Annotated in this window: 17 protein-coding genes, 2 tRNA genes, 1 pseudogene, 1 riboswitch and 1 other annotated feature (1 of these 22 cut by a window edge); of the genes and pseudogenes, 1 reads left to right on the top strand and 19 read right to left on the bottom strand. The window is 33.0% G+C overall.

All coding sequences use genetic code 11. The features are described 5' to 3' along the window. Positions 1-270 precede the first annotated feature (270 nt). The 10 genes from BTM19_RS04500 to BTM19_RS04455 all read right to left on the bottom strand — a co-directional run bounded on the left by BTM19_RS04500 (position 271) and on the right by BTM19_RS04455 (position 12,284). A complete protein-coding gene (locus tag BTM19_RS04500) occupies positions 271-1,500 on the bottom strand; it encodes a HEPN domain-containing protein (RefSeq protein ID WP_099265745.1) in 1,230 nt (409 codons plus the stop codon). Positions 1,501-2,182: 682 nt separating this feature from the next. Continuing rightward, positions 2,183-4,186 (bottom strand): restriction endonuclease, encoded by a 2,004-nt coding sequence (locus tag BTM19_RS04495; RefSeq protein WP_099265744.1) that lies wholly within the window; start codon positions 4,184-4,186, stop codon positions 2,183-2,185. Positions 4,187-4,258: 72 nt separating this feature from the next. Next, entirely contained in the window at positions 4,259-4,738 is a 480-nt protein-coding gene (gene rlmH / locus BTM19_RS04490; RefSeq protein WP_099265743.1) for a 23S rRNA (pseudouridine(1915)-N(3))-methyltransferase RlmH, read from the bottom strand. A gap of 1,098 nt (positions 4,739-5,836) precedes the next feature. Then, on the bottom strand, positions 5,837-6,637 hold the full coding sequence (locus tag BTM19_RS04485) for an MBL fold metallo-hydrolase (protein WP_029378689.1): 801 nt from the start codon (positions 6,635-6,637) through the stop codon (positions 5,837-5,839). A 420-nt stretch (positions 6,638-7,057) separates the two neighbouring features. Further along, complete coding sequence (locus BTM19_RS04480) at positions 7,058-7,840, bottom strand: two-component system regulatory protein YycI (RefSeq protein WP_029378690.1); 783 nt, start codon at positions 7,838-7,840, stop codon at positions 7,058-7,060. Continuing rightward, the gene (gene yycH, locus BTM19_RS04475; RefSeq protein WP_069794190.1) at positions 7,841-9,178 is read right to left on the bottom strand and encodes a two-component system activity regulator YycH; all 1,338 of its coding nucleotides are present in this window, start codon (positions 9,176-9,178) and stop codon (positions 7,841-7,843) included. It lies immediately after the preceding gene. Then, on the bottom strand, positions 9,168-11,000 hold the full coding sequence (walK, locus tag BTM19_RS04470) for a cell wall metabolism sensor histidine kinase WalK (RefSeq protein WP_038679457.1): 1,833 nt from the start codon (positions 10,998-11,000) through the stop codon (positions 9,168-9,170). The genes yycH and walK overlap by 11 nt, the downstream gene beginning before the upstream one ends. A gap of 12 nt (positions 11,001-11,012) precedes the next feature. Then, a complete protein-coding gene (yycF, locus tag BTM19_RS04465) occupies positions 11,013-11,714 on the bottom strand; it encodes a response regulator YycF (RefSeq protein WP_029378693.1) in 702 nt (233 codons plus the stop codon). 414 nt (positions 11,715-12,128) lie between these two features. Beyond that, positions 12,129-12,201, bottom strand: a tRNA-Asp gene (locus BTM19_RS04460). 8 nt (positions 12,202-12,209) lie between these two features. Next, positions 12,210-12,284 (bottom strand) — tRNA-Glu (locus BTM19_RS04455). Positions 12,285-12,591: 307 nt separating this feature from the next. On the opposite strand from BTM19_RS04455, the gene BTM19_RS04450 reads away from it, so the two are divergent. Further along, the gene (locus BTM19_RS04450) at positions 12,592-13,809 is read left to right on the top strand and encodes a macrolide family glycosyltransferase (protein ID WP_099265742.1); all 1,218 of its coding nucleotides are present in this window, start codon (positions 12,592-12,594) and stop codon (positions 13,807-13,809) included. A 93-nt stretch (positions 13,810-13,902) separates the two neighbouring features. Here the strand turns inward: BTM19_RS04450 and BTM19_RS04445 are convergent, their stop codons facing one another. The 9 genes and pseudogenes from BTM19_RS04445 to serS all read right to left on the bottom strand — a co-directional run bounded on the left by BTM19_RS04445 (position 13,903) and on the right by serS (position 24,462). Further along, a complete protein-coding gene (locus BTM19_RS04445; RefSeq protein ID WP_099265741.1) occupies positions 13,903-15,186 on the bottom strand; it encodes an adenylosuccinate synthase in 1,284 nt (427 codons plus the stop codon). A 287-nt stretch (positions 15,187-15,473) separates the two neighbouring features. Then, on the bottom strand, positions 15,474-16,874 hold the full coding sequence (dnaB, locus tag BTM19_RS04440) for a replicative DNA helicase (protein ID WP_029378696.1): 1,401 nt from the start codon (positions 16,872-16,874) through the stop codon (positions 15,474-15,476). 30 nt (positions 16,875-16,904) lie between these two features. Further along, positions 16,905-17,351: a 50S ribosomal protein L9 gene (gene rplI / locus BTM19_RS04435; RefSeq protein WP_017723688.1), complete on the bottom strand. Its 447-nt coding sequence runs from the start codon at positions 17,349-17,351 to the stop codon at positions 16,905-16,907. After that, a pseudogene (locus tag BTM19_RS04430) lies at positions 17,348-19,314 on the bottom strand (DHH family phosphoesterase). The gene rplI and the pseudogene BTM19_RS04430 overlap by 4 nt, the downstream one beginning before the upstream one ends. Before the next feature lie 14 nt (positions 19,315-19,328). After that, positions 19,329-20,255 carry a DUF2232 domain-containing protein gene (locus tag BTM19_RS04425; RefSeq protein ID WP_171031829.1) on the bottom strand — a complete coding sequence of 309 codons (927 nt, stop codon included), beginning with the start codon at positions 20,253-20,255 and terminating at the stop codon, positions 19,329-19,331. Positions 20,256-20,547: 292 nt separating this feature from the next. Then, positions 20,548-21,516: a homoserine O-acetyltransferase MetX gene (gene metX, locus BTM19_RS04420; protein WP_029378699.1), complete on the bottom strand. Its 969-nt coding sequence runs from the start codon at positions 21,514-21,516 to the stop codon at positions 20,548-20,550. A gap of 60 nt (positions 21,517-21,576) precedes the next feature. After that, positions 21,577-21,676, bottom strand: a riboswitch (SAM riboswitch). A gap of 131 nt (positions 21,677-21,807) precedes the next feature. After that, positions 21,808-22,137: an AzlD domain-containing protein gene (locus BTM19_RS04415; RefSeq protein ID WP_029378700.1), complete on the bottom strand. Its 330-nt coding sequence runs from the start codon at positions 22,135-22,137 to the stop codon at positions 21,808-21,810. Further along, positions 22,134-22,835 (bottom strand): AzlC family ABC transporter permease, encoded by a 702-nt coding sequence (locus tag BTM19_RS04410; RefSeq protein WP_038679461.1) that lies wholly within the window; start codon positions 22,833-22,835, stop codon positions 22,134-22,136. Before BTM19_RS04410 ends, BTM19_RS04415 begins: the two co-directional genes overlap by 4 nt. A 343-nt stretch (positions 22,836-23,178) precedes the next feature. After that, the gene (gene serS, locus BTM19_RS04405; RefSeq protein ID WP_038679462.1) at positions 23,179-24,462 is read right to left on the bottom strand and encodes a serine--tRNA ligase; all 1,284 of its coding nucleotides are present in this window, start codon (positions 24,460-24,462) and stop codon (positions 23,179-23,181) included. Positions 24,463-24,527: 65 nt separating this feature from the next. Beyond that, positions 24,528-24,565: a binding site (T-box leader), on the bottom strand (it continues 163 nt past the right edge of the window).

Below are 24,565 nucleotides of genomic sequence, written 5' to 3'. Positions count from 1 at the left end.
ATAAGAGCAGAAATTCAATTTATAATTAAAATTGAATTTCTGCTCTTATTTCTTTTGCTTTTTCTCATAACGATAAACAGTATTACTTTCAATTATGATGCTCTTCTGCTTATCGGTTGTTGATACGGATTGTTATGTTGAATTTATATTTTATTATTGAAAAAGTTATAAAAAATATTGTTTTTAGCTTAAAAGCCAATCATATCTACTCATTTTAAATATATTCTATAAAAGTCAATGTCCCTATGTTACTTTATATTTGAATTAAATTCATTCTTTTTTATAATGTTTTAACCAACTATAAAGCCATTTAAGCACAATCCCATATTCTAACATGTAACTATAAATATCTTTAATGTTTGAAAAAGATGTAACTTCTAAACTCTTATACAAAACTTCAAATTTTTGTTTTGCATTAGTACTTACTTTTTCATTTTTTGAATCAGTTAAAATTATACTTACTAGTAATAAAACCTCTTCATCCGCTATTACACCTTCATTAAACACAAATTCATAAAATATATTTTCCATTTTATTGATGCTTATTCTCCTATGATTATTTAAATAGAATTCGAATAAGTTTTCTAGATTTAATTTATATTTATCTTTTAAATATAAAAAATTAAAAGTATCGTACTCTTCAATAATATTGCTATATACATCAATACTAAATGGTAATCCATTATGAATCTCTTTCCAAGCTCTTTCCCATAAACTTATGCCTATAAAACTTGAAATTGCTCTCGCTGATAATATTTGGATTTCATATAAAAGATTATATGCTGTTGAATTAGTTATATTTAAAAAAGCAGGTAATGGCCAATTATGTAAATCTTTGTATGTCAATTTACCATGAGCTATTTCATTTCTTAACTTTATTACTTTTTTTATTAGTTCTTCTGTTTTCTTATCAAGTAGGCCATAGTCTTCTAGAAATTTCATAAGTTTTTTTCTAATGGGTAAGTTATGCTGTTTTCTTAATTTATTATTTTCATTAGCTAATATTTCTAAAATATGAAAATAAGATAAAAAAGCTTCATCATAAAGTTCGTCAGATTCAACAAGTTCCAATAAGTATAAAGATTTTCTCCACCTATCTAAAAGTGTAATAATTAAGTACTTATCATCATCGTTATTTATCTTTTCAAATATTCTGTTCAAATCATCATAATAATTATTATCTTGAAACTTAAAATAAAAGTTATTTTTATAATTTTCTTGAATTTTATTTATATTAATTTCAGAAGAACTTATTTCATATATCGTAAATAAATGTCCTGTTAGAAACGTTAAAATATTGTTTAGTACAATAGTGTCTGTTCTAGCATACCTTTTAACCTCAATTATTCCATCAATTTCATTTATTTCTTTTTTTGTATTAATTACTAGCTGATTATTCTCTGTGTATATATGATGGGAACTATAAATAAAATTAACCTTTAGATCTTCTATATGCTCTAAACTATATAAGTCTATATAAGCGATCTTATTTTTCTTCACAAATTTCCTCCTATAATTTTCACAAAAACATAACTACAATTTCTGTAAACCTCTTATATTATGATACGTCCAAAATACCTTTACTAAGTTGCTGAAAAAAACCACTTCACTTATGATACGCTTCTACGTATCAGTTAATGATGCATTTTTTTATTACTAATTAATATCAAAATTTCAATAAAAGTTAGATTATTAAAGAAAATTATTTAATTCTAACTCTGTTATAGTAGATATCTATAAATTTAAATTCTCATCATTATTTGAATTAGAAATAACTTTAAAATCTCCATCAATTATGGGATCTATCTTTCTGAGAATCGAAATATTTCTCCAAGCTACAAAATGTTTTTTTAAATTTAAAATTTTCATCAAAATAAAAATTTTTTTCTAATTCAAAGACCTCTGATTCTAATTTATAAAAACTATTTTATAATGATCCTATTTTGATACATACAAACTCTTCATCTTCAATAATAAATTTTGAAGTTATAGTAAAAGTATTTTTCAACCTATATGACCCTTTAATTTTTAAAGTACTAATACAAATCATTTTTAAAGCTAGGATAATTATATGTATGATAAACTGCTACTAATATATCATCATTTTTTTCATTTTCTAAAATTTCACTCATTTTACATTTCCCCTAGCAAATAATTCAAAAGTAAAATCATAAATAGTGTCTTATTTTATTGATGCGGAATAGTAAAACCCAAATTTTAATTGAGCGTCAACTAAAGATCCTTTCGCATAATAACCATTTTTTTCCTTTCCTACACACCCAATTAATGGATTTGAAAGTAAATTTAACATATTATCTACTTCTTCTTTAGTTAAATCTTCATCATTAAACTCATCTATGTTTTTTATAAGCATATAAATTTCACGTATAGTTAATATACCCTTTGTAAACTCGTCATCACTATTTTCTATTAAAGTTTGTATAATCGATTTAAATAATACATTATATCTACGCATTCTATTATAAGTACTATCCAAAACACTTATATCTACTTCTCCTACTTGATTAAATAATTTTTTATATTCAATTGCTTGTAAAGGATATACTTGATGTCTTTTCACTAATAATTCAAGATTATCTATATCCAATAATAAAACTTGATTGTTTTCAGCAAATCTTTTCAATCTTCCATTAAAATTTTTGCCTACTATTACTATAAAATCTGCATCATGCTTCTTCTTATGTTCTTTAAGCGCATCAAAATTCACTAAGTTTTCAGTAATTTTACCTTCCTTATTTGTCTTTGCCTCGATAGCTACCTTATACGTATAATCTGGAACTGTTCTAGCAGTTAATAAAATATCTGTAGTACCTGATTGCGCTAACAGTTTAGTTTTAAAACCTAGTTCAATAAATGTTTTTTCTAATAATTTTTCAAAATCGTGCGGACTAGAAGAATTAGTTGAAGCTAAGCGAACTTCTTTTAATAAATTTTGATAACTCTCTTCATTATTTTTTAATAAACCAATTTCTTTATTTGAAGAGTTATTAATACTCATTTTACCTTTTAACACTGATAATAATAACTTCCCTCTATTTGATAATTTTAACTTTTTACCTTTATCATTCAAAATCAATTTAGCATTTTTTAAATGGGCTAGTCTTTCTCTAATTCTATCAAGTCTTTCAGAATTCATATTAAACTCAGTTACACCTCTAGCAATTAATTCTTTAGGCTCTTGAGGGGATTCTTCTAACACGAAAAGTATTTCAAAAATATATTTATATTCTTTGTTTATAAAAAATAATAGATACAAATCTGGACAGTCAGAATTTAAAAGTTTAATGCCATAATCTGAAGTTTCGTAAACTTTTTCTCCAATTCTATCTATAATTTTTAAATTAGTTAGAAATGTTAAAAAACTATTTACAGATGATTCCTTGCACTTGAACTTAATATTAATATATTTACTTAATGATTCTGTATCTTTAGCATTTAAAGTAAATTCTATTATGCTTAATATCAGTTCAGTTGCTTTTGATCTACCTCCTGGAATATAACCTAATCCATCTTTTCTATCAATGTTGTTTACGTTCCAACCTAACTCCTCAATCCATTCTGATAATTTAATTAACTTTTCATTTTCAGTTATATCTTGAACATATTCAGATATATTAAAAGATTTCAAAGGTGGATATTTTTCTATAAAATTTCGTCCCTCTTGGTTAATAACATATAATTTTTTATAACTCATTGAATTAATTAAACCTAAATCATTTAACCACGCTAATCGCTCATGAATCTGTCCGTTGTGTTTCCAAGACATATTATAATTTTCATTTGCATAGTTTAAGACTTCTTTAGTAGTTTTAGGTTCTTTTATAAAAAACAATAACTCAGATATATATTTCACATGTAATTGCAAAAATTTAGCTAAATTTTCTCTAAAACTTTCTTCTTCAAAATTTATTAAACTCTCTGAGAGATAATATTTATTTTCATTATCTTTTTTTATAAATTGATATCTTAATAGTATTTCTATGTAATGTTTTAATGTATGTTCTGTTTCGCTACCATCAATTTTTACAACAGTTTCTAATTCTGAGTTAGTAATTATTTTATGAAAAATAGTTTTAATTGTATCTACATACCCAAATTTAGATTGTGATCTAGGTAAACGGGGTAATGCATTAAATTTATGCTTCCATTTGTCAATTTGGTTCATTTTTTATCTCCTGAATATGTATTAATTTATTGTCTATCTGTTCTTTTACACTAAAATTATATAAAATCCGCATCACTTATGATACGCTTCCCCACGCATAATTTTAAATGCACGGTAGATTTGTTCTATCAATATGATACGCATCATTTGGTGTGGGAAGGTCATTTTGCTGAAGGATAATGCATAATCACTACGGTCTAGCACGCCTTTATGTAAACCGTTGGATCCACCAATAATAAAGGTGAAGTCACTTTGTCCTCTAGTCATTCGTCCTTCTATTTCTTTAGCTAATCCTTCAGACGTCAACATATTGCCTTTGATTTCAAGCGTTATGACAGTTGACTGAGGTTTTACTTTTGCTAATAAGCGTTGGCCTTCTTTCTCCTTCACTTGTTCAACTTCTTTGTCGCTCATATTTTCAGGTGCTTTTTCGTCAGGAACTTCTATAACTTCAATTTTAGAGTATGCCCCTAAACGTTTTTCATATTCTGCGATTGCTTGTTTCCAGTATTTTTCTTTTAATTTACCTACTGTTAGTATTGTAATCTTCATAATTGTCCTCCAAATTTATAATAAACAATAGTTATTAGAGTTATCCACAAGTTGTACACTTATTCACACTATTCCCTCTTATTATAACAGGAATGTATAACATTATTTAATAATGTTTACGTTTTCTAAACAAAAATAAGCTAATAACATGTTAATTTGTGGATAACCCTGTGTATAATGTGGGTATTTCTATGTTAATTGTGCACATCTCTGGATAACTATGGATAAAACCGTGGATAAGTTGATGGATGTCTTACATACTTATTCACAAATTTTACGTTTTCTTTATAATTTTCACCTATAAAAACCTTTTATTAGCTAAGTTATCCACTGTTTATACTTATGCTTTAACTGTATATTGATTTTCAATTAAGACACAGGGATGTATGACCAGTAAAATTTAGTAACACTATTCTTACACATAATAAAAAACCAATACCTCAAATTGTGATATTGGTTAAGTTATGACAACACAAATCAGACTAATGGTTTATCAATATTCACTAGTACTCCTCAATTAATTTGCGAGTTTATTTTTATTTATAGATTGCATCATTCCTACGTAATAATGCATTAAAAAGCGCTAAGTCTCAAACATCATATTAAATCTAGGCTAATTTATGAAGTCTCTGAATTTTTTCAATTTAATGCCGCTATAAAAGTAAGTTTACGTTGGCTTATTTCCAATGCTTTACAATCCGCTAAATTTTTCAGTTACACTCGCTTCCTCTTTTGGATTACATTAGCCATTGGCTAATGCATTAAGAAGCCTGAGTCTCACATTAATTCACTATTATTGATAATCTGTTAATGCGCAGTAGATGACTGGTTTCTAAATGCGCCTTGTATAATGCTTTTTAAAGCACTACTTCTTTATTTATAAAGATTAGTAGCGCTTATGCAATTGCTTGAGCAATTGCGTTCTAACAAAAAACTCATCCTTGCGAGGGCGGGACAACGAAATTTAGCATTCGCCTATACCAATGCATTCAAAGCCGCTTAACTATCCAATTGAGCTTGCTTTCAATTTAGGATTACATTAGCCATTGGCTAATGCATTAAGAAGCCCCAACCCCTTCAATCAAGGGGCAAGGGCTTCTATAGCGTATATATTGGGGTTGCATTGGCTTTATCAGTATCGCACAACAATACTTCTTTTTCTGTATCGATGTCGTGTTCATTTAGAACTTGTCCTACACTCATGCGGGCTAAATCTTTCATGTTGTTATCTTGAGATAAGTGAGATAGGTAAATGCGTTTTGTGCTACCTGTGATGACGTCTGTCATTGCGTGTGCTGCGTCTTCATTGGAAACGTGTCCCATGTCGCTCAAGATACGTTGTTTTGTCTTCCACGGATAACCACACATGCGTAACATATCTACATCGTGGTTACTTTCAAAGACGAATGCGTCGCTGCCTTGAATCATACCTTTCATGCGATCTGAAACGTAACCTGTATCAGTTAAAATCGTAAACTTCTTATAGTTGTTATGGAATATATAAAATTGTGGATCGATGGCATCATGTGAAACGTTAAATGATTCGATATCGAAGCCAGCTAATGATTTCGTTTCGTATGGATTAAAGATGAATTTTTGGTCCATTGGAATTTTACTGTCTTTCTTTTCGATGGCTGACCATGTTTTTTCGTTCGCATAAATAGGTAGGTTGTATTTACGTGCTAATACGCCTAATCCTTTAATATGGTCTGAATGTTCGTGAGTAACTAAAATGCCGTTTAAGTCTTTAATCTGTTTATCAATTTGTCCAAAAAGTTCTTCCATTTTCTTCCCAGTCAAACCTGCGTCGACTAAGATACTGCCTTTATCATTTTCCACATAAGTGGCGTTTCCTGTACTACCACTCGCTAATACACTCATACGTATCAAGCGATTCACCCTTTCTAATCTGTAAACACTGTTTAGTAATATATTGTTATAGGGCAGACTACGGTTTATGTGCCGTCAATATACCCTCTGTCTAAAAATTTTCATTGCTCGTGCTGTTAGGAGCACTGCGCATAGCTAATGTAACCTCATGCATATGACTGCAATCACAGAATTTTAAAAATCCTGTCGCATAAAATTATTTTCTCTTTTTCGCTTCAACTTCTCGCGAATTTTACGCTTTCATTATACTACAGCGCTTTATTTTTTGCTTTTGTATAACGCTCATCAACAGTATTTAATTTTAACATACTTTTGCTATCACTTATGTAGATATGTTTATTTTAAATACAATCATCTTCTAGAAATCTCATAATTAATGATCAAAAAAGTAAATCAGCACACCTTCCTAAAGATGTGCTGATTTGTGTATTATTCTTCAATTACTTTCGGGCTATCGGATACGGCTTCAACATAGTAAGTTTTAATCTTTTCTCCGTGTTTTACTTTGATCTCCCAATTTGCTTCGAGTACTTGCACATTGGGTTCTTTCACAACCGTGTAGTAACCAAGTCTTGCGTTAGTGACTTCATCGTTGCGTTTAAGGTAACGGTTAAAGTAAAGGGCTTCTATTGCGCTTCTCGCCGTATTCACTTGTTTTTTCTCGTTGTTAGCACCTTCTGATGGTGTGATAGACTTCATTGCTGTTTGTTTATAGCTTGAAGCTTTACCATCATTATTTATATTAAATTCTAATCTCGCTTTGTTGTTATTCATTATTGGATAATCATCGTAAGTTTGTTCAAACGTTACATTTTTGTTGTCTATGTTACTCATCTCATAGTCTTTACCTTTATACACCTTATCTTTGACATATGTCTTTAAGTCGGTGTATTGGTCATTGCTGACATCGATAGGACTACTGATGTCACCTTTAGCCATGGCACCTGATTGTTCACTCGATATATCAGAATGTGCCTTAGCATAGGATGAAAAATCAAATGAACGCGCAGTTAACAACTGCATTTTTAAATTTCTAACACTTGGGAGGTTATCTGGAATTTTAATTTCTTCTTGTTTAAAATCCACAGCATTTTCAACTTCGCTATCATTGATATGTGATTTATTCACCTTATCGATGTAGATAATAACTAAGCCAATATTTACTAGAATAAAGACGAAAATAAATAATGTTTTTGTACGTTTCCAGTTCATTTATTCTAGCCCCCCATCACTGTATGCACGCCATTCACCATCATATTGTACATACCATTGTGGTTTGAATTCACTATTGCGTTGGATTTCAATATCGGTATTGTCTGGTTTATTGTTCATATTGTAGCCGATAGTCATGTTTGTTACTTCTTCAAAGTTAATCTCTGGATTATTTGCTAACTCTGCGCGTACAGTCTCAGCACCAGGTAGTTTAACCTCATCTTCACCACTATCAATCGTTACATTTGCTTTCAATAGCGCTCGTGCATAACTAAATACACCTTTATCGCCCCATGATACTTTAATGTTGTTAAGATCATCGTTATTAAATGTTGGGCGACCGTTTAAGAACATTTGATATGTCAGTTCACCAGTCTTGTTATCCACATTGAATAACCTAAAATCATCTGTAAAGCCACCGTGGTTATTTATATAATCATAAGTACTTGGTATGCTTTCTTTCATATTAGTAGAACGATTTTCATCTTCTGAGAGATTAGTATAGCGATATTTTTCGCTATCATCACTATAATTGGCAACGCCCGTATTATTATTATATGTTGCGTTACCACTTTTCGAACTACGCACAACAACAGAATCATTAAATAGTATTGCATTCATCGTATCTACACTAATGCGATTATAAATGGTGTGGTATGATTTCAACCCTTTAGGGGCTTTTGGTGCGAAAATATGTGTAGCCTTATCAATCGTATCTTTATTCGTAATAATCTCTGTGTAAGGCTGCATATTTTTCTGTTGCTGCTTCATTACCTTTTCAAATTGGCTTAATTTAGCAGATGTTGTCATACGCACAACGTTATGGCGATCTTTACTAATCGCATAGAGCTTCACTGTACCATCTTTATCATTGTCGACGATTAAGCGATCGAATTTAAAATTGTTTGGCACTTTGGCGTTAATATTCAAGGCTTGACCTAAATAAGTTGCTAGTGGCATGTCATACGTAAAATCCAATATTAAAAAATCATCACTAAGATCTGGAATAATTAAATTATGGTTACTGTGCATTTGCTCTGAACGTAATACACGATGGTTCTTTAATGGTTTCAATGTTGCTTCTATATTACTTTTCGTCGCTTCCATACCTTGAGAATCTTCACCTTTAGAGTGAATTAACTGATAGGGTGTGACCACCTTATCCATTCCTTGATCCAATGGTTTACCTATCGTCTTAGCTTCTGTTTCTTTATCATTATCTTGCTTATCCACATTGGCTAAATCAGGAGAGAAATTCCAGGTCATATATGTTAAAACAGCACTCATTAATACAAGAAGGATCAGGATTATGGATTTGATTAACTCTTTACTCCGCATCCCAATCACCATCTTCTAAGACTTCACATGGAAGTGTAATAAAGATTGACGTTCCTTGTCCTTCTACACTGTTCGCCCATATACGGCCATTGTGAGCTTCTACAATTTCTTTAGATATAGCTAATCCTAGACCTGTACCACCCATCTTACGCGTACGTGCTTTATCTACACGATAGAAGCGGTCAAAGATTTTATCCACTTTATTGATTGGAATACCAATACCATTATCTTTCACACGAATCGTCATACGATTGTATAACGCGTTCTGTTTCACGTGAAACTCAACACGTTTATCACCACGTGAATATTTCATCGCATTGGTAATAACGTTATCAAACACTTGTGTCATCTTATCTGGATCAATTTCAGTAAAGATGGTTTGTTTTGGAATTTCACGGATAAATGTCGTATCTTTCGCAGACATCTCGTGACGGTTAATGATTTTATTGATAAACATATTAAAGTCGACGATTTCTTTAGTAATTTGGTCAGATTCATTGTCCATCTTAGATAATTGTAGTAAATCGTTTACAAGACGAATCATACGTTCTGTTTCTTCACGTGTAACGGATAGGAATTGTGGTGCTAGGTGGTCATCTTTCCACGCGCCACCTTCTAATGCTTCGATATAACTGTTCATCGAAGTCAATGGTGTACGTAATTCGTGAGACACGTTAGCCACGAATTCACGACGTTCTCGTTCAACTTGTTGTTGTTCAGTTACATCATGTAGCACGGCGATATAACCTGTGACAAAGCCGGTTTCTTGAACAATCGTACTAAAGTTAACTCGAACGATAATGCCTTCCGTCTCATTGATGTCTAACAAGAAGCTATCGTTATTCTCTTGAATTTCGTCTAATGAGAAATCTTCTTCAAGATTTAATACGTTAAGCATATAATCGCCAATAATTTCTTCTTTCATTGTCCCCATCATCGTTAATGCCATGTCATTAACAATACGTATACGTCCGCGGCGATCTGTTGCGATAATACCGTCACTCATGTGTGTAATAACGGAATCAAGACGCCGTTTCTCACTTTCAGTATTTGCTTGTGCTTCTTGTACACGTTTAGATAGGTTATTAAAGGCGAGTGCGAGCTCACCAATTTCATCGTTACCATAAATTTTCACACGTTGCGTATAGTTACCTTTAGACATTTCTACGGTCTGATTCCGCATGTCTGTAATTGGTTTCGTAATTGTACGTGCAATAAAGAATCCGAGGATTACCGTAATTAACAATGAAATCCCTGTACCAACAATAAAGATTTGATTGATATTACTTAGTTGGTTATATACATCATTGATATCTGCTTCGATATAAACGTCACCGATCGTACCATCGTTAGATGTTTTAACAGGTAAGTTATATACCCAGACACGCTGTTTACCATTACCGTAGTCTTTTAATACGGTATGGCTATTGATTTCACCTAGAGACAGTGCTTTTTGAATAGAATTATCATTAGCTTTTTGATTTATTAGACTACGCGTAGACTGCTTTGAAGTAGCCATGATAATCTGATCTTTATCAATAAAGCGAATTTCTTCTATTTCTTGTCTATTAGCATACTCATTCAATAAGTTTTGAACTTCTTTTTGAGCATTTACCGAATTATCTTCGTCGTAGACCTTTTCGATATTAATTTCTATTTGCTTCGCGTATTGCGAAATATTATTTTTAAATGTTTGTGTTAATTCTTTTTCAAGACTATTCGTAAAATATAAACCGATAATTTGCATACCGATTATAATCAGCAATACATAGACGATAACAAGTTTCGTGTGTAAGGATTGAAAGTGTTTGAGCCATTTCATCTAACATAGCCTCTAATCATGTTGTTGGAGGAAATATCCAACACCACGGCGTGTCACAATATATTCTGGATGAGATGGATCATCCTCAATTTTTTCACGTAAGCGTCGAATTGTAACGTCTACAGTACGCACATCACCAAAATAGTCATAGCCCCAAACGGTTTGTAATAAATGTTCGCGTGTCATGACTTGACCCATATGTTTAGATAAATAATGGAATAATTCGAATTCACGGTGTGTTAATTCGATGTCACCGCCACGTTTTTTAATAGAATAAGCATCTGGATAGATCACGATATCTTTAATAGTAATTTCATTAGATTCGTCGTTAGTTTCTTGTGCTGGTTGTGAATAATGACGACGTAAATTTGCTTTCACACGTGCGATTAATTCACGTGTGCTGAATGGTTTCGTCACATAGTCATCAGCACCAAGCTCAAGACCTAATACTTTGTCTATTTCTGAATCTTTTGCAGTTAACATAATGATTGGCATTTCATATTTTTTACGTACTTCACGGCAGACTTCCATGCCATCACGACCAGGTAACATGATATCTAACAACACGATATCTGGTTCTTCATCATATATTAAGTCTACTGCATCATTTCCATCATAGGCACAAAATACCTCGTACCCTTCTTTTTTTAAATTAAATTCTAAAATGTCAGCAATTGGTTTTTCATCATCGACTACAACAACTTTTCTAGCCATATTTTATAAACCTCATTTCTATATTGTAGTACATTTACATTAAATTCTACGCACATCTCTATAATATAATTTACCATTTATGGCACTTCAATTCTATTTTTCTAAATAAAAAATTAAAATTGTATATTGTAAAATTATAACATTATTGCTATAAAATGGGTACTTTTCGAGTCATGAATAGATATATCTAGTCTAAACAATATTACGTTTACGTTCGAATTAATTGCTTACACAATCTACTTACGAAATAAAAAACTACTTTTTTCTATATTAAATATTTATTAATTCTTTTTAACCTGACGTAACTACAAAAACATTATGCTTGTTAAACTAGTCATTTATACTGAGGTCATATCATGTAGTAATTAAAAAATTATATACAAAAAATGCCCATCCTATTGGATGGGCATTATACGGTCTCGACGGGAATCGAACCCGCGATCTCCTGCGTGACAGGCAGGCGTGTTAACCGCTACACTACGAGACCTAAAAAAATGGTGACTCCTACGGGACTCGAACCCGTGTTACCGCCGTGAAAGGGCGGTGTCTTAACCGCTTGACCAAGGAGCCTCTCTTAAGCACAAAATAAATTATACCAACTCTTTTACAGTATGACAAGCTCTTTTTTAAATTAAATTAGTATAATTTTCTATTTTAATTGTATAATGTGCAGCTTTTTTACCTATACCTGCAAAAAACTATAAAAATGTGATCAACTCCCGACAAAATCATGCTTAAAATTCAAAAATCACTCCTAAAATACTAATAACAATGTATCGAACTTTAATATTAAATCTATTTATTAAATTTGAAATATTTTATGTTTTATATGTATTTTGATAAAATAATTAAATAATACATATGAGGAGGCACTCAATTGGCAAAAGTACTATTTATTAACCCAGGTTCTGCCGGACATGTAAATCCAACAGTAGCCGTTTGTAAAACATTAGTAGAGAAAGGTGAAGAAGTTGTATATTACGCAACTGATAAATTCACAGATAGGCTTCAGGATATTGGCGTAGAAATACGTACATTTAATTCAGACGACATGATGGCTCATTTTTCAACTTATGGACGTGATAACCTTTTTAATGTCATGAACGGATTATTGAATACCACAGATTTGTTCTTACCAAAAATATTAAAAGAGACTAAAGATGAACATTACGATTATATGATTTATGATTCTATGTTTGGATGCGGCTATATGCTGGCTCAAAAATTAGGTATCCCTGCTATTTCTTCTATTACAACGTTTGCGCATACTAAAGATTCTTTTGATCAATTCACAAATCAATTGAACATAAATTTGAGTACTGAAGCAAAAGATGACGCAGACAAAGCGTTTACTACTTTAAAGACACATCTAGAACAAACTTATGATATTTCAATTCCTTCAAGATTTGAAGTGATGAATAATCCAGGTGACTTAAATATTTCATACGTTACGCGAAACTTCCAAATCCACCCTGATACATTTGATAGTAATCGCTATTTCTTTGCTGGGCCATCTGTCATCTTGCCACAACCATCGAATTTCATGTCAGAAATTGATCAGTCTAAGCCTATCATCTATATTTCTTTAGGTACTGTTTTCAATGAAAATATACCATTTTTCAATAAGTGTTTTAAGGCATTAGCTGATATTGATGCCACAGTTGTTGTTTCTATTGGAGAAACGAATCGTATAGAGGATTTTGATGAGGCACCTTCCAACTTTGTCATAAAGTCGTTTGTACCTCAAATTGAATTACTTCAATACACTTCATTGTTCTTAACACACGCAGGTATGAATAGTGCTAATGAAGCAATTATGATGGGTGTCCCTATGTTAGCTTTTCCTCAAAATGCAGACCAACCCGTTGTAGCTCAACAAATAGAAAATTTAAATATCGGACAGCAGTTAAATTCCGAAACTTTTACAGTAGAACAATTGAAACAAACCGTGTTAATGATGCTTGATCATTTAGATGAATATCAAGACAATATAGCTATGATCAAAGACCCTTCACATAGTGAACAATATGGCTATGAGTTAGCCGTTAATAAAATTCTAGAATTTCGTGACACACATTGCATGATACAAAAATAAATATACAAAAAAACCTTGTAGCCAAAATCATTTTTAGAAAAATGAACGACTACAAGGTTTTCTTTTTAATAAAATTTAAATGGTACTAATTGCTTACCATAACGAGCTTAATAAGTTTGTTTGATTACGGTCTGGTCCTACTGAGAAGATAGAAATCTTAACATCACTTAACTCAGATATACGTTCTAAGTATCTACGTGCATTATCAGGTAATTCATCTAATGACTTACAACCAGTTACATCTTCTGTCCAACCAGGCAATGTTTCAAAGATTGCCTTACAACGTTGTAAGTCTTTCAAGTTTGCTGGATATTCAGTGATTTCTTTACCGTCTAACTCATAGGCAGTACAGATTTTAACTTCTTTTAGACCTGTTAACACATCAATAGAGTTGATTGATAGGTCTGTAATACCACTCGCACGGCGAGAGTGACGTAATACAACTGAATCGAACCAACCTACACGGCGAGGACGACCTGTAGTTGTACCGTATTCACGGCCTATTTCACGGATATGGTGCCCGTCATCATCAAATAGTTCAGTTGGGAAAGGACCATCGCCTACACGTGATGTATATGCCTTACATACACCAATGACTTTAGATACGAATGTTGGACCTACACCGCCACCAACAGTAACGTTACCGGCAACTGGGTTACTTGAAGTAACGAATGGGTAAGTACCATGATCGATATCTAGCATTACACCTTGTGCACCTTCGAATAATACTTTTTCTTCTGCAACAAATGCATCATCTAAAACTTTTGCAGTGTCAGTAACGAATGGAGCTAAACGTTGGCCCGCTGCATAATAAGCTTCAAAGATTTCATCAAATGATGGACATGGTTTACCAAACATGCCTTCGAAGTACGCACCTTTGTATTCAATATTATCTTTTAATAATCTTTCGAATGTTTCTTTGTCTAATAAATCGGCAACACGTATACCAATACGTTGTGCTTTATCTACGTAAGCAGGGCCAATACCTTTTTTCGTTGTACCAATTTTATTATCTCCACGACGTTCTTCTTCATATTCATCTTGTTTAATATGGTAAGGTAAAATAACTTGTGCTCTATTTGAAATACGTAAGTTATCTGTCGAAATACCTCTTTCATTTAAAGCGTCTAATTCTTTTAATAGTGCCACTGGATCTACAACGACACCGTTACCAATAACTGCTAATTTTTCATTATAAAAAATACCAGATGGTACTAAGTGTAATTTATATGTTTCTCCGCCAAATTTAATAGTGTGACCAGCATTATTACCACCTGAAAAACGTGCAATAACGTCTGCTTGTTCTGCTAAGAAATCTGTGATTTTACCTTTACCTTCGTCTCCCCATTGTGTCCCAACTACTACTATTGATGACATGTGAGCACCTCCAAGTTTTCTCGATTAACCATTACGTATTTTACCAATACACAGGATAGATTGCAAACCAAAAATCGAACATTGATTGCCAATGATTCTCTGTAATTATTAAAAAACATCAATTAACCCGTATGTACCTTAAAACTAGTAATACCATAGTTTTATTAAACTATTTTCTAAAATAAAGACACATACTTACTTGAAAATCTATGAACCAATAACAATTAAAAACCGTACAACAAAACAAAATTATGTTTCATTGTACGGAAAATATTTTTTATAATTTTTTATCCCATCTCAGCATGTGCATAGTCTATATCTGTAAATTTGTTGTATTGTTTCATAAAATGCAGCTTCACTGTTCCTGTAGGACCATTACGTTGCTTCGCGATAATAATTTCAATTTCCCCATTTTCATCATTGGTTTGAGGTTCGAAATTAGTGTCATCATCGTCTTCTTCATCTTCGCCACGATTATAATAATCATCACGATATAAGAAAGCGACGATATCTGCATCTTGCTCGATAGAACCTGATTCACGAATATCACTCATCATCGGTCGTTTATCTTGACGTTGTTCAACGCCACGTGATAACTGACTCAGTGCAATAACAGGGCATTCTAACTCTCTAGCAATAGCCTTTAATGTACGTGAAATCTCAGAAACTTCTTGTTGTCTGTTATCTGAAAAGCGTGAGCCACTACCTGAAATTAATTGTAAGTAATCAATAACAACCATATCTAAGCCGTGCTCTTGTTTTAAACGACGGCACTTAGAACGAATGTCTGTAATACGAATACCAGGTGTATCGTCGATAAATATCTTAGTACGTGATAGTTTACCAACCGCAATAGTAAATCGATTCCAGTCTTCTTCAGTCATCATACCTGTTCTCAGGCGGTTTGAGTCCACATTTCCTGAACTACAAATCATACGTGTTGCAAGTTGATCTGCACCCATCTCTAGCGAGAATATGCCTACTGAAAAATGATCTTCGTGTGTTGCAACTTTTTGTGCAATATTAAGTGCGAAGGCAGTCTTACCTACCGAAGGACGTGCTGCCAAAATGATTAAATCATTGCGGTTAAACCCTGCTGTCATCTGGTCTAAGTCTCGATATCCTGTAGGTATACCTGGAGTTTGACCACTGTTTTGATCTAATACTTCTGCATTCTCATATACTTCACCAAGTACATCTCGAATGTCCTTAAATCCATCACTTTCACGTGAGGATGATAATTCTAATATACGACGTTCAGCGTCGTTAAGTATCGTATCTAGTTCCAGCTCATCATTATAACCATCATTTGCAATACTATCTGCCGCTTGTATTAATTTACGCTTAGTTGCATGCTTAAAAACAATCTCGGTATAGTATTGGATATTACGTGTTGTCGGCACATTACTTGATAATTCTGCAAGATACTGAGGACCACCCGCTTCATTCAATCGACCTTCTTGTGCCAATTGATCCATAATGGTTACAACATCAATATCTTTATTATCTTCATTGAGGTTCATCATCGCTCTAAAGATGTGTTGATGTGCACCTCTATAAAATGACTCAGGAAGTAGTACTTCCTGAGTTGTGTTGATTAATTCTGGATCTATGATAATGGCACCTAAGACAGACTGTTCAGCCTCATTACTGTGTGGCATTTGATTTTGTTCATACATTCCATCCATTGTGATTACACCTCATATCTCAATCCACTATTATTGTTCAACTGTGTGTACACGAATAGTACCTTCAACTTCTTTATCTAGTTTCACTGGTACGTTAGTGTAACCTAATGCATGGATACCATTTGGTAAGTCCATTTTACGTTTATCAATTTTAATGTTGTGTTGTTCTTGTAACGCTTGTGTGATTTGTTTTGTGCTTACTGAACCAAATAATTTACCGCCTTCGCCTGTTTTAGCAGACACTTCGACTTCAATTTCACTTAATTGTGCTTTTAATTGTTTAGCATCTTCAATTTCTTGTTGACGCTCTGCTTCAGCAGCTTTATTTTTTTGTTCTAATTGTTTTAAATTACCAGGTGTTGCTTCTATAGCGTAATTTTTCTTTAATAAAAAGTTATTTGCATAGCCTACTGGTACATCTTTAACTTCGCCTTTTTTACCTTTACCTTTTACATCTTGTGTGAATATTACTTTCATGCATTTTCACTCCTACTCGTTTGTTCTGTTATAGCTTGTTGTAATTTTTCTATTGCTTCATCCACGGTTACATCATTTAACTGTGTAGCTGCATTAGTTAAATGACCACCACCGCCAAGCGCTTCCATCGTTAACTGTACATTGACAGCACCAAGTGAGCGGGCAGACATACCTATTACATTTTCTTCTCTTCTTGCAATTACATATGAAGCCTCTACACCATCTAAACTTAACAGTTCATCGGCAGCTTGTGCAACTGTAATAGGATGATAAATTTTATCGTTCGAACCGTGTGCTATGGCGACGCCATTTTCTTGCAGTTTCACTGTTTGAATCAATTCTGTACGATTGATATACGTATCAATATCATCTTTCAAGAAATGCTGTGTCAGTATTGTATCTGCACCGTGCGCACGTAAATAACTTGCTGCATCAAAGGTTCTAGAACTGTTCGTAACGTAAAGTTACGTGTGTCTATAATAATACCAGCAAACATGACTGTCGATTCTAAGCGTGTTAAACGTTGTTCTGTCGGTTGATACTCAAGTAACTCTGTGACAAGTTCTGCTGTTGAACTTGCATATGGTTCCATATAAACAAGTAACGGACTCGAAATAAAGCTTTCACCACGTCTATGATGGTCAATAACCACTTTACGGTTAGCTTTATTTAAAATATTCTCATCGATGACCATTTCAGGTTTATGCGTATCAACTATGACTAATGTTGTCTTAGATGTCATAATGTCCCATGCTTCATCCGACGTGATAAAACGGTCTTTTAATTCTGGTTTTTCATTTATTGCATCCATGACACGTCGTAATGTTGGATCAATGTCAGAATCATTTAAGACGATATAAGCGTCTAAGTTATTCATCATTGCAAAACGTGAAACGCCAATTGCGCCACCGATTGCATCTAAATCAGGGCGTTTATGTCCCATGATGATAACTTTGTCACCTTCCATCAGAATATCTTTAAGCGCATGTGATATAACACGTGCTCTAACACGTGTACGTTTTTCCATTGGGTCTGTCTTACCGCCATAGAAACGTACATTTCCGTTTATATTCTTGATAGCAACCTGGTCGCCACCACGTCCTAGTGCTAAGTCTAGACCTGATTGTGATAGTTCCCCTAAATCTATTAAATCTTCTGAGCCTTCACCGACACCAATACTTAAGGTTAATTGTGCACGGTAACCGACGCTTTTTTCACGCAACTGACTTAAAATACTAAAGTTTGTTGCTTCTATATTGTTTAATATATCTTGATTTAAATAAGCAACGAATTGATCAGAGCTATAGCGTTTAAAATAAATATTATGCTCGCTAGCCCATCTACTAATCACACGTGTAACCATTGAGTTAATCTCTGATTTTTGTGTGTCGTTCATATTTTGCGTAATCTCGTCATAATTATCTAAGAACAATGTAGCAATAATCGGCTTAGAATCTTCATATAATTTATTTATTTGTACTTCTTCAGTAATGTCAAAGAAATACAATACATGTTCTTTTTCAGAATAACGTACGCGGTAATGGTACTCATTTTCAGAAATCTCAACTTCTTGTGTTTTTTCTAACTGTTTTAAGATATTAGGATATACTTCATTAACTGGATCGGAAATTACATTACGCGTTAAGCGTTCCGACATAAATTTGTTCATCCACTCTATGTTCTCATTTTCATCTAAGATAATCATACCGATTGGCAAATTTTTAATTGCGATATTATTGCCTGCCGAAATATGGCCACTTAGATTATCAACATAGCTATCTAGTTTCTGTAAAGCTCGTCTTACCATTATTGCTGTCCCTACAATAATAATCACTAATACAACTGTCGCTATGCCTGCAATGAGTTGGTTAAAAATAAACCAAACTACTACAAGTGCAATTGCTGTGAGCGCCATAATAATAAATGGTAAAACTAACGCTTTTTTAGTGGATTGACGGTTCATTCTTCCACCTCAAATCATTTTTTAATGATACTTTTTAAGTTAATACACAAATCTATAACACCCAGGAGACTTACAATATGTGTTAATGGCATTAAAGCTGTCCCTATCACCATTAGTAACACAGAAAGTGCGGTTGGCATTGATTTTGCCTTTCCGAAAAAGTGAATAACACTTAACCCCTGAATATACATACATAATGATAACACAATTTCAAAGTTTAAAACGATACTTTGGAAAGTCCCTGGTTGGCTCGCAAACATAACACAAATCAAGACAATAATATACATCCATAATAGTGAACGCTTCATTTGCCAAGCATATAATGGTTTAAATATTGGTGTAGCGATTTTGAACTTACGTAAAATTGGAAAAGTAATAATTAAATTGATTAAAATAAGTAGAAATACTGTGATAATGACATAACTTGGTAACTGAACTGACATTTGGCGGAAGCCTTCTTCAAGCATTTGCTTATATTCTGCACTTCCCGCAATTCCAGAAACAACGTTATGCATGTAATCTTTCACTGGTTTCATCAAAACTGTAGAACTTGGTATTTTATCAAACGTTTGTAGTCCCATAAACGCAATTAACGAGAACATACTAATATATGTAGTTGTGATATAAAGTATGCGTTCTTTAGATGTACGTTCTTTTAATAATTGGCCGATAACAAAACTCACTAAGAGTATGATGACCATGGTGCTCAACACAAATATATTACCTAATAATGTTGTTAATACCACTGTAATGACTGCTGTTAAACCAAATGATTCAATAGACTTATGCCATAAGATAATGCCTGGAATTGTTGCAAAGATACCTAACACCAGGCCTAACGGAGGTAATATATGTAAAGCTAAAGCCACTACGATTAGAGTTAGTATACTAAGCACAGTTACTTTAGGATATATTTTTGAAAACAAATTCGCCACTCCCATACTATTTTTGACTATAACTATTATTTTAACCTCTTTAAAACTTTTATACAATTATTGGCAATCCAAATACAGAAGTTAACGATATACTATAATTTCCTATTTATAAACGTATAAATGATTGAATTAATCAGCACTTCACAATATTCCCTTTCTAACGCTACTACTTTAGCGTCACTTTACGTCATCACATCTTCAATGATTGTATAAAAAAAGATGTACTATACGTCAGTCTCCCCTATCGAAAGTAGTCGTATAGTTACATCCTAAAAACGCATATAATAGCGTTGTTAAATCATTTTCTTTTAATTTTATATACTTTTAAGAAGTGATATAAATTAGGAGCCCAATCATTAAAATTCAGTAAAAAACCGTCATGACCTACGTTATCTGGAACAAAGAAATGTTTGTGATATTTAAAACGATTTCCCACGGCACAAACTAAATCATCTGGATATAACAAATCATCTGTGAAGCCCATCGTCATTACTTTAGTGTCCAGGTTACTAAATACTTCATCTACATCATTACGTCCTCTATCTACATCATGACTATCTAAGACGTCTAGGAGTGTTAAATAGCATAAAGAATCAAAATGATTCATAAATTTATTACCTTGATGTTTTTGATAAGTCACCACTTGATTTGGGGAGAAGCGTTTATCATAACTTTTAGACGAACGGTATGTTAAAAACCCTAACTGTCTTGCAATGCTCATGCCCTCTTTATTGTCTAAATGAATCGCCTGTCTTGCTATTTCATTAAACGCACGACTGTAGGACGACGTTTTATCTGTAGCTGCGAGAATCACTGCTTTTTCAACATTAAATTTACGATTATATAATAATTCTATTGCTTGCATGCCGCCTAACGAACCACCGATTAATATATTAATCCTTTCGAAACCTAATGTTTCAATACCTAATTCTATGGCACGCACAATATCTCTTAACGTTAGTGACTTAGGAAAGTTTGCATCTGTTAATGCAGAACTTGAACCATAAGGACTTCCAATAACATTAAATGTCAAAAATTGATAATCATTTACAGGCATATAACCGCCGTCAATAATTCCTCTCCACCATCCAGGGTTTTCATTTGTACCATACGTTAAGTGATTACCTGTTAGAGCATGACAAACCACTACAAGTGGTTGGCCTTTTAACCCTACATGTTCATAACGTAACTTTAAGTTTGAGATGAATTCACCTGACTCTGTTGTGAATGGCCCTAGTTCTAATGTATCAACCGTATAATTCGTCATGTTTTACCTCCTACTTAGTAAAAAAACTCCTCACTCATAAAATAAGTAAGAAGTTAAAAGTACTTATCATTCGAGTGTATCGATGGTATTAGCACCGTACTTTATAAGCCGGTTGCTGAAGCGTCCACGGGCCAAGTCCCTCAGCTTCTCGAAATAAGATTTGATTTTAATTGTATTAAAGATAAACTCATAAATTGAGATAAAATTAAAATGATAATATAATCTGAAATATCTTAATTTTCTAATTATTTATAGTTTAACGGATAATATAACTTACTTCAATAGGATTGTCTAAAATACCCAACGTAACACCGCCATAATAATAATGCCACTAAGTATAGTAATTGTTAAACTACGTGATATCACAGCAATGACAATAGTCGGGAGCATCGTAATTAGAAATGGCACGTTGATGGTATAACCCATCACTCCTTCTTGTTGCTCTATTAACCCATCGATAATTAGAGCAGTAAATAATGTAATCGGTATAAATGAAAGCCATTTAATCACACGTTCAGATAACTTTATTTTAGTTATCAAAATAAATGGAATAATGCGTGTTAGCCACGTTACCACACCACATAACACGATGATTGTTAGCATATGTATCGTCGTTGTCATCGTTCCATCACCACCCCAATTAGTGCTGCAATAGTTGAAGCTAATATGATAGCTAAATATGAAGGCATAAACAAACTTAAACTAAGCATCATTACAATCACACATATAATCAATACAAAATATGTATTGATTTTTGAACGTCTAAGCGAATCAAATTGCGAGACAGCTAAGAATATAAACATAGCAGTAATCGCAAAATCTAATCCCAATGCTTCTGGTTGATGTATGTATTTACCAAAGACTGCACCAATAATACATGCAAATGTCCAAAAAACATATGCTGTTATATTTAATCCGTGCAACCAACGATCATTAATCTTTTCACCTTTCAAATGTGGCGTAATGGCTACACCAAATGTTTCATCAGTTACTAATGTAGAAAGACCAATTCTATTTAATAAACTGTAATTTTTATAACTTGGCGCAAGCGTCATACTTAATAAAAACATCCTTGAATTCACAATAAATGTCGTCAATATAATTGCAGATATGGGCGTGCCTGAAATAACAAGTGCACAAATAATAAACTGTGCCGCACCCGCATACACTAGCAAGCAAAGTAAAATAATTTCCAACATACTAAAGCCTGAAGCTACTGCAACAATTCCAAAAGACAGACCAACACCAGCATAACCTAACAAAGTAGGAATACACTCTTTTACACCTTGTTTAAAAGTTACGTGTGCCTCATTTCCCATTTCCCCACCCTCTCATCTCAAAAGCTAAAAACAGTAAATTCATTCTAATACAACAATAGAAAGACAATCAATGTTTTTAGACGACGGTTTGTGTGACGTTAGACTTACGGTAGTCTTGTATTATTGTTACAACAGCACTTATACCATTCCATAATTTTGTGTTATATGTTAGACACCCCTTGAAGAACTCAATATTTTCAATCAGATTAACTACTTTAATAGTTAAGATTTTATGTGTTTCTTATAGTTAAATCACACTACTTTCACCCTCCCCTACCCTCTCCATATATATAAAAAAGTGCGTAGCTAATACTTTAACTACGCACTTTTTAACTATTTACATTTATTTAATAGGATGGATGACTGTTTTACCACCCATATATGGAACTAATGCTTCTGGTATTGTTACAGAACCATCTTCATTTTGGTAATTTTCAACTATTGCAGCAAACGTACGTCCTACTGCTAAGCCACTACCATTAAGCGTATGTGCTAATTCTGGTTTAGCATTTTTATCACGTTTAAAACGAATATTTGAACGACGTGCTTGGAAATCAGTAATATTTGAACAAGAACTTATTTCTTTATATTCATTATAGCTTGGCAACCAAACTTCTAAATCATAAGTTTTACTTGAACCAAAACCAATATCACCTGTACATAAAATAACACGGCGATACGGTAAGCCTAATTCTTCTAAAATTGCTTCTGCATGCTCAGTCATCTCATCTAAAGCCTGCCATGAATCTTCTGGCTTTTCAAAACGAACCATTTCCACTTTATCGAATTGATGTAAACGGATAAGACCTCTCGTATCACGACCAGCTGATCCCGCTTCACTACGATAGCACGCTGATTGGGCAGTGAATTTAGCTGGCAATTCATCTGGTCCGATAATTTCGTTACGGTAATAATTTGTCAGTGGTACCTCTGCAGTTGGTATAGTATATAGTCCTTCTTTTTCAACTTTAAACAAGTCTTCTTCAAACTTAGGTAATTGACCAGTACCATACATTGAATCAGCGTTAACTAATTGTGGTACCATCATTTCTGTATAACCATGTTGCGTTGTATGTTTTGTAATCATATAGTTCATCAATGCTCTTTCTAATTGTGCACCTTCGCCTGTTAAGAAGACGAATCTAGCTCCAGATACTTTAGCTGCACGTTCAAAATTAACCATTTTTAATTCTTCTACTAAATCCCAATGCGCTTTTTCTTCAAAATCAAAAGTTCTTGGTGTCCCCCAACGTTTAACTTCTACGTTATCTTCGTCTGTAGCTCCTTCAGGCACATCATCATGAATAATATTTGGAATACGTGATAATTTATCATTAAGATTCACATCAACTTGATTAAGTGTGTCATCTAAAACTTTAATTTCATCACCAAGTTTACGCATTGCTGCGATTGCATCATCAGCATCTTCTTTATTGCGTTTCTTCTGAGCAATTTCACCACTAACTTTATTACGTTCAGCTTTCATTTCTTCAGCTTTACTAATTAACTGACGACGCTGTTCATCTAATTCTAGCACTTCATCTACTACTGTATCTTCCATACCGCGCTTAGCTACTTTTTCTTTAACGAAATCAGGGTCATTACGAAATAACTTAATATCTAACATAACTTCATCCATCCTTTCAATTTTAAAAATTTGGGATAAACACGCAAAAAAGACCACATCCCTCTACAAGGGACGTGGTCTACGTGTTGCCACCCTATTTAAC

This window comes from Staphylococcus xylosus (assembly GCF_002732165.1).
GTDB lineage: Bacteria > Bacillota > Bacilli > Staphylococcales > Staphylococcaceae > Staphylococcus > Staphylococcus xylosus.
This window is presented reverse-complemented; position numbering and strand designations above follow the sequence as displayed.